Below are 13,366 nucleotides of genomic sequence, written 5' to 3'. Positions count from 1 at the left end.
GGGAGAATATGCATCAAATCATCCTGTAAAATGATGCAAATCACATTGGGAAATAGCTGAAAACGGCTGGTGGTTTCTATAATTTCTATGACTAACAAGAACTTAGCTCTTTTAAAAACTGAAATGGTGCATCATTTATAATGCACCATTCACAACAATGATTAGACTTTATTTGTATCGGAAATAAAGTCAAAACACGACATAAAATCTACTTAAACATGCCCCTTTTCAGGGAAGTTGAAGGAGATTTCTCCCTTTAATTAGCCTCTTCTTCCCCTATTTTCTTCGGTCCACGCACTTTATCTTTCATCGTCAACCCCTGTTTAATTTCAATATGAATGCCGTCACTCATCCCCGTAACCACGCGCCGACGCTCGAAGGTTTGTTGCTCTCCACTGCCTTTTATGACATAAACATAGGTGTTGTTGCCCTCAAACTCGATTGCACTTTCAGGCACAGTAAGTACATGATTGGCTTGAGCGAGCACGATTTCTGCATTGGCACTATAACCCGAACGAAGCTGAGTGCGGCCTAATCCCGTGATAGCGGCCTTGAGTTCAAACTGATTTGCGCCATTGTTTTCCACGGCTTTAGGAGATATATACTCTAATTTCGCCTGCAGTTTCTCGTTTTGTAACGCGCCGATTGTTATCTTCATAGCCATCCCAGTGACGAGACTTCCCACCTCGGTTTCATCGATATTACCTCGGAAAATCAAATCGTTCATGTTGGCAACTGTGGCAATTGTCGTACCATCATTAAACGTATTACTCAGGATTACGGTGTTACCGACCTTCACAGGGATATCTAAAATCAAGCCGCTTACGGTTGAACGAATCAACGTTGAACTTGTGTTTGCATTGCTCTTCGACACTCCATCGCGCACCACTTCAAGGTTATCGTTGGCTGAACGCACCTCTTCTTTGGCCTGACGCATGGTTTGTCTCACCTTATCATACTCGTCTGCACTGACCAATCCCTTATCAAACAAGACCTTTTCTCGCTGATAATCAATCATTGCTTGCTTGAGATTGACGTTTGCTAAGCGTACTCTTGACTCCGAAGAACTAAGTTGTTGCATGTCGGGTATAACCTTAATCTTGGCTATTATCTCACCCGCTTGCACGCTTTGTCCTGCTTCTTTGAGTATCTCTGTAATGATTCCACTGATCTGTGGCTTAACACTTACCTCGTTTCTTGGCTCAATCTTGCCCGTCACTACAGTCGTTTTCTTTAGATCCATGATTGTAGGAGTAAACTCTTCATAGGCAACTGACTGAGGACGCGACTTCATCCAAAGGAACACAAAGGTTCCAATGAAGACCAAAGCAATAAGGGCTGCAATAATAAACTTAATGTACTTTTTCATTTCTATAATGCATAATTCTTAATTCATAATCCATAATTAACTCTCACTCCCTACCTTTTTATCACATTCAAAGGTAGTCTTTACAATGGAAGTCAATAGTTTTATCAACGCAATACAATCGGAAAGCATACTTTCTGCTTGTGCTTTTGTGATATAATCAGAGTCACGTAATAGTTCCAACCAATACTCTGTCTCACTTGCTTCCTTAAGAGATATATTCATTTTTGAACCAAAATCAGCCTTAGATTGCCCGCGTAAAGCTTCTCTTACATTAGCTCCTATGCTTGTTCCACTACGAAGTAACTGCTTACCTATAATATAATTACCATCTTTTTCACATAGAAACTTATACAACTTCACGCATCTTAAAGCAAAATCCATACTCTTTGAGACGATTATATTATCTTCTTTTGTCTTCATTTTCTGCCTACTTATGCTTCAATATTTTGTTAAACATAAAATTTTCTAATATTTCAAACCGAGCATTCTCCAATCAACAATATGCCAGGAAGCTTAATTATGCATTATGAATCATGCATCATGAATTAATCATCCGTCCCTCATTGCATCGACAGGCTTTATAGACATGGCCCTCGCTGCAGGCGCAAGACCGGCTAATATGCCTAAAATACTTAGCAGAACTACGGCACCTACGGCCGTCCAAAAGCCTATTTGGAAGTGTGAACTCACGATTCCATCCGTTGTGTTTGCAAGCTCGGCAAGTTGTAAAATGACTACAGCGAAGAGCAAACCACTCATCCCTGACACCGCCGTTAGTAGGATACTCTCACTTATTATCTGGCTTAATATGTTGCGAGGTGTCGCTCCAATAGCACGTCGAATGCCTATTTCGGTGGTACGTTCTCTTACAGTTACCATCATGATATTAGACACTCCGATAGCTCCTGCAAGTAAAGTTCCGATGCCAACAAGCCAGATTAAGAAGTTAACTCCACTGAAAAGGTTGTCTACCATGCTAAACATTGCCTCACTATTAAACATGGAAATAGCTTTCTCATCAGTAGGATCGACCCGGTGACTACGGGCAATAACGCCTCTGATTCGTGTCGTAAGATTGCTCATTTTGACGCCCGGCTTTCCTGTAACTGAAATCAAATGCACTGTGTTTCCAAGGTTATAAGCTTGCTGCATGAGTGTAATGGGGATGACAATACTTTCATCTGTGCTCCCGCCTACAGTCATATTACCACTTGCATAGTCAACCCCTACCACACTATAATATATGGAATCGACACGCAAAAGCTGTCCACATGGGTCGCCACCTCCAGGGAAAAGCGACTTATATACATTCTTTCCGATGACACAAACCTTACGATGTTGCTGCATATCCATGTCATTTAAGAAGCGACCATAACGTAACTTTGGGGTCTCAACTCTGGCATATTCGGGCAAGACTCCTTTCACATAGCAACTTGTTTTCTTATCATTGAACACGGCATTATTACCTCCTAAGACAACCATTGGAGACACTACGTCTAACTCTGGCACTTGAGCTTTCAAACGATCTACGTCTTTATACTCCATAGACCATTGTCTTCCTTTGCGATAACCCGCATAAGGTTTCGTCGTGTTTTCAGCGAAAATAATAGCCGAATTGGTTGCAAAGCCTTCGAAATTCTTAGAGAGTAACTCCTCAAGTCCTTTGCCTCCACCGAACAATCCCACAAGCATGAACACGCCCCAGAACACCCCAAAGCCAGTCAATATCGACCTACTTTTGTTGCGAGTTAAGGTATCTAAGATCTCCTTATAAGTGTCAATGTCTATTCTCATCCTACTAAAGGCCTCACTCTATCCCTCAAAAAGTGGGATATATTGAGTTTATTTGGCTCATTATTAATTTATATTCATATTCTCATTTGCTACAAACAATGTCTTATAAAGCCATGCTTCATCCGACAAATCCACCTTTGTTGAGACAGGAAAAGGCTCATTTATTCTGCCCTTAACGCCTCAATAGGTTTGATTGTAGCTGCTTTTCGTGCTGGAATCAGCCCTGCAAGTGTTCCTGCAATGACCATAACGAGCGTGGCTTCTATGCATACATCCAACCCAACGGTAGGGTTAATAAACATCCTTGCCTTAAAGATTCCCGCGTCAACCTGCGTATGTCCCAACGTCATATCCATGTACTCATTGGCTATTATGCCAAGAACCATCCCCACATATCCAAAGAAAGTCGTGATGATTACACTCTCAACTATGATAAGTTTCAATATAGACCACGGCTTAGCTCCTATGGCTTTGCGGATTCCAAACTCATGAGTTCTCTCCTTAACTGTAATGAGCATGATGTTAGAAACACCCACTATACCACTCAACAACGTAAAGATGCCGACTATCCAAAGGGCAGTTCGTATAATGTCCATAGCCGTATTCATCTGCATATCCTGTGTAAACCTGTTCCAAAACCATACAGAATGTTCGTCATCCGGAGCCGCTTTATGATTCAAATTCAGGCTTGCACGATAGGCCTTTTCAAAGTCTTCATTGTCTTTTTCGGTTTTCAAACCATGAAAAGTAAAATGCAATTCATCGGTCTTATCCCCCTTGTTATATATTGTTCTAAGCGTATTGAAGGCCGAATATGCCACATCATTGCGCCCCGTGTCATCCTTTTTATAGATTCCAACGACGCTAAAGCTGAACGAACCCACGTTGACATGTTGTCCAATGAGCTGCTGAATATCTTGTGAAGTGAGTTGACGCGCCTGCTCATCACTAATGACTAAGACCTTACGCGACTGCTGATTGTCTATCTGATTCACGAATCTTCCATACATCATTTCAATCTTATTGATTTGCATTTCGTTAGGAAACACGCCCGAAAGTGACGTGGTCAGATAGTTTTCTTTCAATGAAATTGTGACCGCTTGTTGCGTAACTTGCCCTCCAATCTCATCGACATGACGACTAAACAACGCCCCCGTGATGGCACTGTCTTTATCATTTAGCGTAATCTCACGCCCCTCTTTGAGTCCTTGATACTCTTTCGTTGTCTCACCACCAAACACTACCATCGAGTTGGTCATAAAGTGATCAGTGTTCTGTTGGTTGGCATTGATGATGCCGTTTCCTGCACCAAGGAGAACAATCAGCATGAAAATGCCCCACGCAACGGCAAAGCCCGTGAGCCCAGTACGCAGTTTATTGCGCCTCGCTGTAGACAATATTTCGGATAAAATGTCTTTCATTTGTTCATGCTTTGTTTTATATTATTGTTTATATTCTGTCAGTTATCATTTCAAAGTGCCTCATCTGCAGTTGTAATCTATGGCATTTCATCGCATAAAATGATGCAGATTGTGGTGCAATATGACGCTTTTCAGGCCATGAAGTGCCCCACTTTACGACACCTTTTATACCCCTTTGAGTCTCAATCTGTTTCAGTTTATTTCATCACTCCATCGATTCCAAATGGTGACGCATGGTGATCGAAGTTGTCTTCTATCTTTCCTATGATGCCATCTTTAATGTGAACAATCTTATTAGTCTCGTTAGCTACACCACTTTCATGCGTCACTACAACAATCGTTTTGTGGTCTTCGGCATTGAGTTTCTTTAGTAATTGCATCACCTCTACAGACGTTTTACTGTCTAAAGCCCCAGTAGGTTCGTCGGCAAGTATAATCTGTGGCTGTGTAATCAAAGCGCGGGCAATGGCTACTCTCTGCTTTTGTCCGCCCGACATCTCATTGGGATAGTGGTCGGCCCAAGGCAAAAGACCTAACCGATCAAGATATTCGAGCGCCTGCTGGTGGCGTTTTCGCCGACTTACTCCTTGGTAAAACAGGGGAAGTTCGACGTTTTCTACAGCCGTCTTAAAGCCAATCAGGTTGAAACTTTGAAAGATAAAGCCAATCATTTTGTTGCGATATTCGGCAGCACGTGACTCAGAGAGGTTCTTGATGAGCTTGCCATCAAGGACATATTCGCCTGTATCATAGTTGTCAAGTATGCCGAGTATGTTCAAAAGTGTAGACTTTCCAGAGCCTGAAGCGCCCATAATTGAGACGAATTCTCCGGCTTCTATATCGAGGTTTATACCTTTAAGAACGTGTAAAGGCTGTGCCCCTTGATAGGTTTTATTTATATCTTTAAGATGAATCATATACAGTTTAGACGACGTTTTGTATGAAAAAGTTGCACAAAGGCTTTATTTTTCGCAGCAAGTTCCTATATTTTTGTTATCTTTAATATATGGTCACAATAGTCAATTACAGCCGGACGATGCGTAATAAAGAGTATCGTCTTGTCGTGAGTAGACAGAATATTGTGGAGCAGTTGACGCTCAGTGTCGGGATCAAGCGCACTCGTGGCCTCATCAAAGAGCATCACTGAGCGATCGCGGAGTAGGCTTCGGGCGATTGCAATGCGTTGAGCTTGCCCCTCACTAAGGCCTCCTCCCTGTTCAAAACAAAGCGTATTGAGTCCTTCTGGCAGGTCGTTGACGAAATCAGCACAGCTTACATGCAGGGCATGTAGCATCTCTTCGTCGGTAGCATCAAGCTTTCCAAGACGCAGATTCTCTCGAATTGTGCCGCTCATCAGCGTATTTCCTTGGGGCACATAAACGAAATTACACCGATGAAGCGGTGATAAGGTTTGACGGGTTGAGCCATGATAGATTTCAATCTGCCCACTTTGAGGCTGCACCAAGGCAAGAATCATGCGCACAAGTGTTGTCTTTCCGGCGCCCGTTTCACCGAGAATAGCCGTACAACTGCCCGGTTTGAAGTCAAAACTAAGGTTATCTATCACCTTATCTTTACCATCTTCATAGGCATAACAAAGGTTGTTCAGCCGTATTCCGCATGGGGCTTTAATATAAATAGGTGCACCTTGTGCTTCAAGTGGGTCTTCTTCAAGTTCCATTAAACGTTCAGCGGCTGTGAAAACACTAACGAATGCCGGTACGAGTTTGGTCAGGTTGCGTGCAGGTCCTTGTATTTTATTGACCAATTGCAGGAAAGCTGTCATGCCACCAAAGCTCAAGGTGTGGGCCGACATACGCAAAGCTGCCCACAAAAAGGCTACCAAATAGCCAAAGGCAAAGCCAAAATTGATGACAACATTACTGAAAACACTGAACTTTGTGCGCTTAACCACGCGATAACGGAGTTCACTCTGTATGTTCTCTAAACGCTCAACCATGGCTTCATTGCTTTCCAATGTCTTGATAAGCATGCGATGTTGTATTGTCTCTTGCATCACACTTTGCACCTTACTGTCGCTATCTCTGACTTCACGCGTTAGGTGTCGCATCCTGCCTACATAGATTTTACTCACTGCAAGGAATAGAGGAAAGATGGCAATCACTATGAGAGCGAGAACCTTATCCATTGAAAAGAGATAGAAGAATGCACCAAGGAACATTGCCAGAACAGACAAAGTGTTGGGTATAGTCTCTGTAAGAAAGGTGACAACTGTGCTGACATCGAACTCCAATCGATTGAGAATGTCAGCCGAATGATGATGATTGCGCCCTCGCCAGACCGATTTCAGCAAACGATCAAGGAGGCGTTGCTGCATGCGGTTTTGCGCTTTGATTCCTAAAATATTGCGAACCCACGTACCGGCAATGGTTAATGCAAAGTCTGAAAGAATCAAAACAGCCATCCAACCCACAGCCCAATAGATATTGCCACTAACCGTTCGCGAGGCAACATCAATGGCGTGCTTGACAGCCCACACTTGACCGAGCCCAACACCCACTGATAACAATCCGATGGTTGCATTGAGAATAGCTTGCAATTGATTTCCTCTCCACGCGTTCCAAAGCCATTTCATCAACGTACGAGCGTCATATTTGAACGCAGGAATCCTGAGTAAAGTCTTTAAAGTCATTGTCTTGAGTCGGCGCCCCACATGAGTTTTCGGTGTAAAGTGGAGAAATATCGCTGGTTTTTAAGTTTAACAAGCTTGACCATATAATCCGCTTTACGAATCGTTAAGCGTGTACCTTCGGTCAGTTTCATGCTGCGTCCGTCGATGGCAACAAGGAAATTATGCGACCGAGAGCATACTTCGAGCTCGATAACACTGGTATCATTGATGACGATTGGACGGATATTAAGACTATGAGGGGCTACAGGTGTGATACAAAGACTACCACTTTGAGGCACAATAATGGGTCCGCCATTCGACAAACTATATGCCGTGCTGCCCGTAGGTGTAGCAATAATCAATCCATCGGCTTGGTAATTGACAAGAAATTCGCCATTAACATAGGCCTTTATGCTAATCATCGAGGCTGTGTCGCGCTTCAAAACAGCAATATCATTCAATGCAAACGGACAGCAATCAACGCATTCTCCGTCGGCTTCTAACTTGATTACGGTGTGGTTTTCTATCATATAATCCCGTCGAAGCACATGTTCGAGCACATCTTCTATTTCACTTGGCAACACATCTGCAAGGAAACCGAGTCGTCCTTTGTTGATACCTAAGATGGGAATCTCACGCTCTCCAACCATACAAGCGGCTTTAAGAAACGTGCCATCTCCACCCATTGAGATGACTAAATCGACATTAGTTAGCTCATCAGGTTCTATCAATGACGAGACGGAATGACGGTCGAGAAAAGCTACAACACGTTCAACGAGGGGCTGAATCTCCTGTTGTTTAAACGCATTTACATAGATTGCAAATACCAATTGATTATCAATCATACTTTGTTTTTGCCGTTTCAACAATTCTTATTATATTTGCAAATGTAACGAAAAATATTAAAAGACTATGCCAAAAGTATATGAATTTTTAGCAAATGGATTCGAAGAGATTGAAGGTTTGGCTCCTGTTGACATCCTAAGAAGGGGTGGTGTGGACGTCAAGACCGTCAGTATTACAGGCGATTTGTTTGTAGAAACTTCGCATGGAGTAACAGTTAAGGCAGACATTAAATTCGAAGATGTGGCTGATTTCAATGATGCTGACCTTCTTTTACTGCCGGGTGGCATGCCGGGGAGTACGAATCTGAATGCACACGAGGGTGTAAAGACTGCATTAAAGAAGCAGTTTGAAGCCGGGAAACGCGTCGGAGCAATCTGTGCTGCACCTATGGTTTTGGCCTCATGTGGTATCCTTGATGGCAAGAAAGCAACGTGTAGTCCAGGTTTTGAGCGTTATTTCAACGCATCAACAACCTATACTGGCGAGCTCGTTCAAGTCGATGGAAACGTTACAACGGGTGAAGGTCCGGCAGCATCTCTACCATATTCCTATACACTTTTGAGTTATTTCATCGGCGAAGATGCCACAAAAGACCTCGAAAAGAAAATGCAATTTGCCCATCTGATGGGCCGATAAAGCTCATGAACTATATCATTATTGTGGCTGGAGGCAAGGGAATGCGCATGGGTTCTGAACTTCCTAAGCAGTTTATTCCTATTGGAGGAAAGCCTGTTCTCATGCACACCATAACGCGGTTTCATACGTATGATGCTGCATTGCAAATCATTCTTGTACTTCCCGAGAGCCAACAGACCTATTGGAAAGGCTTGTGTGAGACCCACAATTTTACGATTCCACACACCATTGTCAATGGAGGTGCCACACGATTTGAATCAGCTAAGAATGGACTTTCAGCCATTCCTGATGACGAAGAGGGCTTAGTGGGCATTCATGATGGCGTGCGTCCGTTTGTTTCTTCAAAGGTAATTGCAGCGTGTTTTGAAGCAGCTCACGAGGAGTTTGCTGCCATTCCTGTTCTTCCAGTGACTGATAGCATTCGCTACATTGACGCACATGGTGGCGGGAAGAATGTGCAACGGGCTGACTATCGCATTGTACAGACACCACAAGTATTTGATATTTCCTTGCTGAAACGAGCTTATAGTCAACCTTATCAGCCTCATTTCACCGATGATGCATCCGTAGTTGAGGCCCTCGGATGCCATGTTTCTATGGTTGAAGGGAATAGAGAAAACATCAAACTTACTACCCCTTTTGACCTCAAAGTCGCTGAAATCCTCTTGCAATGACCAGCATTCTCGACCAAGATATCATGTATTTGCCGGGCGTAGGTCCTAAGCGTAAGGAGATATTGAGTAAGGAACTCAACATCCAAACATGGCGAGACTTGTTGGAATACTATCCATATAAGTATGTGGATAGAAGCAAGATATACACTATTGACGAGCTAAATGGCTCGATACCCTTTGTACAAATCAAAGGAAAGATACTGAGTTTTGAAGAGTTTTCGAATGGAACAAGGAGGAAACGCATTGTCGCTCACTTCTCCGATGGGCACGGAGTAGTCGACTTAGTGTGGTTCCGTGGGACGCAATATATTTATAAAACCTATGCATTAAATACCGAATATATCGTCTTTGGCAAGCCAACCGTCTTCGGAAGTCGCTATCAATTCGCACATCCTGAAATCGAAAAGGCCGACGAACTCCAACTCAATGAGATGGGGATGCAGCCTTATTATTCCACAACGGAAAGGATGAAGACCAATGGAATCACAAGCCGCACCATAGAAAAGCTAACAAAGAATCTTATCAGTAGGCTGCCTAAAGACGCTATTTCAGAAACGCTTCCCGTGTTTATTCAGCGTCCTCTCCACCTCATTTCACGCGAAGCAGCCTTCAAAGGCATTCATTATCCTAAGTCATTAGATGAACTTCAGCACGCACAAGTAAGGTTAAAGTTTGAAGAACTCTTTTATGTTCAGCTCAACATCCTACGATATGCCAGCGACCATCGACGCAAATACCGAGGTTATGTGTTTCAAAGAGTGGGACAAATCTTTAATACTTTCTACCAAAACAACCTGCCGTTTGACCTTACAAACGCCCAAAAGCGCGTCATGCATGAGCTTCGTGACGACATGGCGAGCGGCAAACAAATGAATCGTTTGCTTCAAGGAGACGTGGGATCAGGCAAGACTCTCGTCGCCTTAATGACGATGTTGATAGCCATTGACAATGGTTTTCAGGCGTGTATCATGGCACCTACTGAGATATTGGCAGAGCAACATCTCACTACAATCAAAGAGTTTTTGCAAGGAATGGACGTCCGTGTCGAACTACTTACAGGCATTGTGAAAGGCAAGAAGCGGCAAGAAGTACTCGAAGCATTGGCAAATGGCGACATCAACATCCTCGTTGGAACCCACGCTGTCATAGAAGACACGGTGCAATTTGCCCGACTCGGGCTTGCCGTTGTCGATGAACAACATCGCTTTGGAGTAGCCCAACGCGCACGATTATGGGCAAAGAGCGAGAATCCTCCACACATTTTAGTGATGACAGCAACGCCAATTCCTCGCACGCTTGCAATGACAATATACGGCGATCTCGATGTAAGCATCATCGATGAGCTGCCTCCTGGGCGCAAACCTATACAGACAATACACAAGTTTGACAATCAAATGACAAGCCTTTACAACGGCATTCGTCAGCAGATTCAACAGGGGCGGCAAGTCTATATCGTATTCCCTTTGATCAAAGAAAATGAGAAAAACGACCTCAAAGACCTTGAAAAGGGATATGAATCATTGCTCGAAATCTTCCCAGACTTCTCAATTAGCAAGGTACATGGCAAGATGAAACCCTCTGAAAAGGAAGAAGAGATGAGACGATTTGTTAGTGGTGAAACGCAGATTCTCGTTGCAACAACGGTCATTGAGGTAGGCGTCAATGTGCCAAATGCCTCTGTAATGGTCATTCTTGACGCCCAACGATTTGGTCTTTCCCAACTCCATCAGTTGCGAGGACGCGTCGGTCGGGGTGCAAAACAATCCTATTGCATCCTCGTTACAAGTTATAAAATGAGCGAAGAAACACGAAAGCGCATCGACATTATGTGCGAAACAAACGATGGTTTCCGTATAGCTGAGGCCGATTTGAAGCTCCGTGGCCCGGGAGATCTTGAGGGAACGCAGCAAAGTGGAATCGCTTTTGACCTTAAAATCGCTGATATTGCACGCGATGGGCAGTTAGTTCAGCTCGCACGTGATGAGGCACAGAAGATTATTGAGCATGATCCGACGTGCCAAAAGGTAGAATATCAGCTCTTATGGGAGCATCTAAAAGAGTTAAGAAAAACTAATATTAATTGGTCTTCAATCTCTTGAAATTCCCCATATACAAACGAATTATGAGATAAAACGGCTTTTTTGATTGTGTTAAATTTGTAACAAAATACGTTAACAAGCATACAAACTGGTGATTTTTTGCATACCTTTGTAGCGCTTTTGACTACAATCGATGAACTTCTTTCATTCGTTGTTTGATAAATTTAGATTGCTTTTTTAGTTAATCTGAAGCTTATTCGGACCTAAAAACCATATTATGAGTTTAAGAAAAAGTATTGGAATATTTACGATAGGATTATTGTTTGCATTGGTATCTCTGCCAACTTCTGTGCAAGCGCAAGACCTTTTAGCACGTCAAGCCCCTGTAGATCGCAAGATGAAAGCCGTAGACACGCTCGTACTTCGTAGCATTGTTGAACGCGAACAGGAACAATCGCCCGCAGCAAGTCTTTATAACGACTGGGACAATCGCTATGCACATCGTCGTACAGAAATGCCCGATACTTTCAAAATAGACCTCCGTCATTTCAGCATGCCTACCAATAGTCGCGTCGTTACGAGTAACTTTGGTAGCCGATGGGGCCGTCAACACAAAGGATTAGACATCAAAGTATATATTGGAGACACTATCCGCGCCGCCTTTAGTGGCAAAGTTCGCATCGTAAGATACGAGGCAGGAGGCTACGGAAAGTATATCGTTATACGCCATCCCAATGGACTTGAGACGATATATGGACACCTTTCAGAACAACTTGTCACGGAAAATCAGGTCGTGCGTGCAGGCGAAATCATCGGTCTTGGAGGTAATACGGGGCGCAGTACTGGCTCACATCTTCACTTTGAAACACGCCTTTGTGGAGTCGCTTTGAATCCCGCCTTGATGTTTGACTTCCGTAATCAGGACGTAACGGGCGACTACTTTGTCTATAATGTCAATACATACGATGAACTATCTGCCGAAGCTACCCGCCTAAGAGGTAAGATAGGGAATGGTGGTTACACACGTGATCTCGTTCAAAATGGCGAACTTGGCACCTATAACAAAAAGCATTCGTCAGACAATGAAGATTTGCTCTATCACAAAGTTAAGTCTGGTGAGACCATCGCTTCTATCGCAAAACTGCGTGGTGTGACTGTAGAGAAGATTTGCAGTCTTAACCATCTGAGTGCAAACTCACGCGTTCGACCAGGCATGATCCTAAGATACTCATAATGAACAGCCCCCCAAAATGGGGCTGAATCATTTTTATCACATCATGGAATAGCTGCGTTCATGTGCTATATAGCAATTTATAACGTTACTATTCCATTTCTTTTTCCCTATAAAACACCACAGCGTTTCATTTGAAATGGCCAATTTAATGTCGTAAACATCATATTATTTCGGCGAAATTTGCCATTAATTTCGGCGTATATTGACGTTAATCATGTTATAAATAGAACGTTTCAACGCCATCGGTGTTACGCTTTCTAAGCGTAATCCGCCATGAATATCCTCGTTATAAGCCTGCTTTCTCAAAAAAAGCTCAACACCTATGGCGTTGAATCCCCTTGCGGATGCTTACCCGGGGTAGGCTCGTTCCTCGCCAACCCCGGGCTATCAAAAGAACAACACCTACGGCGTTGCACCATAAGGGCATTTATATTGCCAAATACATTCATGGAAATATTAACATAATTTCCACGACGTTGCGTTGTTACAACATTCATAATGGCACATACATTCATGGGGATATTGGCATAATAACCACGGCGTTGCATTGTTGTAACATTCATAATGGAATATACATTCATGGGGATATTGGCATAAAATCTACGGCATTACATCGTTACAACATTCATAATGGAATATACACTCATGGGGATATTGGCATAAAATCTACGACATTACATCGTTACAACATTCATAATGGAATATACATTCATGGGGATAT

At 43.2% G+C, this 13,366-nt stretch carries 12 protein-coding genes; 4 read left to right on the top strand and 8 right to left on the bottom strand.

Going from position 1 to position 13,366, the window contains the following annotated elements; translation table 11 throughout:
* Window positions 1-256 precede the first annotated feature (256 nt).
* From HMPREF9145_RS05880 to HMPREF9145_RS05850, 7 genes are all read right to left on the bottom strand, one after another.
* Complete coding sequence (locus HMPREF9145_RS05880) at window positions 257-1,369, bottom strand: efflux RND transporter periplasmic adaptor subunit (RefSeq protein WP_007135324.1); 1,113 nt, start codon at window positions 1,367-1,369, stop codon at window positions 257-259.
* A gap of 36 nt (window positions 1,370-1,405) precedes the next feature.
* Entirely contained in the window at window positions 1,406-1,789 is a 384-nt protein-coding gene (locus HMPREF9145_RS05875) for a four helix bundle protein (RefSeq protein ID WP_021825432.1), read from the bottom strand.
* Window positions 1,790-1,918: 129 nt separating this feature from the next.
* Window positions 1,919-3,163: an ABC transporter permease gene (locus HMPREF9145_RS05870; protein WP_021825426.1), complete on the bottom strand. Its 1,245-nt coding sequence runs from the start codon at window positions 3,161-3,163 to the stop codon at window positions 1,919-1,921.
* A gap of 161 nt (window positions 3,164-3,324) precedes the next feature.
* Entirely contained in the window at window positions 3,325-4,584 is a 1,260-nt protein-coding gene (locus tag HMPREF9145_RS05865; RefSeq protein ID WP_021825443.1) for an ABC transporter permease, read from the bottom strand.
* 197 nt (window positions 4,585-4,781) lie between these two features.
* On the bottom strand, window positions 4,782-5,501 hold the full coding sequence (locus tag HMPREF9145_RS05860; RefSeq protein WP_007135319.1) for an ABC transporter ATP-binding protein: 720 nt from the start codon (window positions 5,499-5,501) through the stop codon (window positions 4,782-4,784).
* A 65-nt stretch (window positions 5,502-5,566) separates the two neighbouring features.
* Complete coding sequence (locus HMPREF9145_RS05855) at window positions 5,567-7,237, bottom strand: ABC transporter ATP-binding protein (RefSeq protein WP_036906792.1); 1,671 nt, start codon at window positions 7,235-7,237, stop codon at window positions 5,567-5,569.
* Complete coding sequence (locus HMPREF9145_RS05850; protein WP_021825439.1) at window positions 7,234-8,061, bottom strand: NAD kinase; 828 nt, start codon at window positions 8,059-8,061, stop codon at window positions 7,234-7,236. Before HMPREF9145_RS05850 ends, HMPREF9145_RS05855 begins: the two co-directional genes overlap by 4 nt.
* 67 nt (window positions 8,062-8,128) lie before the next feature.
* On the opposite strand from HMPREF9145_RS05850, the gene HMPREF9145_RS05845 reads away from it, so the two are divergent.
* From HMPREF9145_RS05845 to HMPREF9145_RS05830, 4 genes are all read left to right on the top strand, one after another.
* Complete coding sequence (locus HMPREF9145_RS05845) at window positions 8,129-8,698, top strand: DJ-1 family glyoxalase III (protein WP_007135316.1); 570 nt, start codon at window positions 8,129-8,131, stop codon at window positions 8,696-8,698.
* A gap of 5 nt (window positions 8,699-8,703) precedes the next feature.
* Window positions 8,704-9,372: a 2-C-methyl-D-erythritol 4-phosphate cytidylyltransferase gene (locus tag HMPREF9145_RS05840; protein ID WP_021825393.1), complete on the top strand. Its 669-nt coding sequence runs from the start codon at window positions 8,704-8,706 to the stop codon at window positions 9,370-9,372.
* Window positions 9,369-11,471, top strand: coding sequence for an ATP-dependent DNA helicase RecG (recG, locus tag HMPREF9145_RS05835; RefSeq protein ID WP_021825395.1), 2,103 nt, complete (start codon window positions 9,369-9,371; stop codon window positions 11,469-11,471). The genes HMPREF9145_RS05840 and recG overlap by 4 nt, the downstream gene beginning before the upstream one ends.
* A 217-nt stretch (window positions 11,472-11,688) precedes the next feature.
* Entirely contained in the window at window positions 11,689-12,645 is a 957-nt protein-coding gene (locus HMPREF9145_RS05830) for a M23 family metallopeptidase (RefSeq protein ID WP_021825360.1), read from the top strand.
* A gap of 320 nt (window positions 12,646-12,965) precedes the next feature.
* Here the strand turns inward: HMPREF9145_RS05830 and HMPREF9145_RS05825 are convergent, their stop codons facing one another.
* Window positions 12,966-13,208: a hypothetical protein gene (locus tag HMPREF9145_RS05825; protein ID WP_036906789.1), complete on the bottom strand. Its 243-nt coding sequence runs from the start codon at window positions 13,206-13,208 to the stop codon at window positions 12,966-12,968.
* Window positions 13,209-13,366: the final 158 nt, after the last annotated feature.

Origin of the sequence: Segatella salivae F0493 (assembly GCF_000477535.1) — a bacterium.
In the GTDB taxonomy this organism is placed as follows: domain Bacteria; phylum Bacteroidota; class Bacteroidia; order Bacteroidales; family Bacteroidaceae; genus Prevotella; species Prevotella salivae.
Note: the sequence above shows the minus strand (reverse complement) of the source record. Positions and strands in the feature narration are given on the sequence as shown.

What these genes read in the sequence shown, in the direction of transcription:
- HMPREF9145_RS05880 (WP_007135324.1), bottom strand. Translation starts at nt 1,369, where the DNA reads ATGAAAAAGTACATTAAGTTTATTATTGCAGCCCTTATTGCTTTGGTC.
- HMPREF9145_RS05875 (WP_021825432.1), bottom strand. Translation starts at nt 1,789, where the DNA reads ATGAAGACAAAAGAAGATAATATAATCGTCTCAAAGAGTATGGATTTT.
- HMPREF9145_RS05870 (WP_021825426.1), bottom strand. Translation starts at nt 3,163, where the DNA reads ATGAGAATAGACATTGACACTTATAAGGAGATCTTAGATACCTTAACT.
- HMPREF9145_RS05865 (WP_021825443.1), bottom strand. Translation starts at nt 4,584, where the DNA reads ATGAAAGACATTTTATCCGAAATATTGTCTACAGCGAGGCGCAATAAA.
- HMPREF9145_RS05860 (WP_007135319.1), bottom strand. Translation starts at nt 5,501, where the DNA reads ATGATTCATCTTAAAGATATAAATAAAACCTATCAAGGGGCACAGCCT.
- HMPREF9145_RS05855 (WP_036906792.1), bottom strand. Translation starts at nt 7,237, where the DNA reads ATGACTTTAAAGACTTTACTCAGGATTCCTGCGTTCAAATATGACGCT.
- HMPREF9145_RS05850 (WP_021825439.1), bottom strand. Translation starts at nt 8,061, where the DNA reads ATGATTGATAATCAATTGGTATTTGCAATCTATGTAAATGCGTTTAAA.
- HMPREF9145_RS05845 (WP_007135316.1), top strand. Translation starts at nt 8,129, where the DNA reads ATGCCAAAAGTATATGAATTTTTAGCAAATGGATTCGAAGAGATTGAA.
- HMPREF9145_RS05840 (WP_021825393.1), top strand. Translation starts at nt 8,704, where the DNA reads ATGAACTATATCATTATTGTGGCTGGAGGCAAGGGAATGCGCATGGGT.
- recG (WP_021825395.1), top strand. Translation starts at nt 9,369, where the DNA reads ATGACCAGCATTCTCGACCAAGATATCATGTATTTGCCGGGCGTAGGT.
- HMPREF9145_RS05830 (WP_021825360.1), top strand. Translation starts at nt 11,689, where the DNA reads ATGAGTTTAAGAAAAAGTATTGGAATATTTACGATAGGATTATTGTTT.
- HMPREF9145_RS05825 (WP_036906789.1), bottom strand. Translation starts at nt 13,208, where the DNA reads ATGAATGTTACAACAATGCAACGCCGTGGTTATTATGCCAATATCCCC.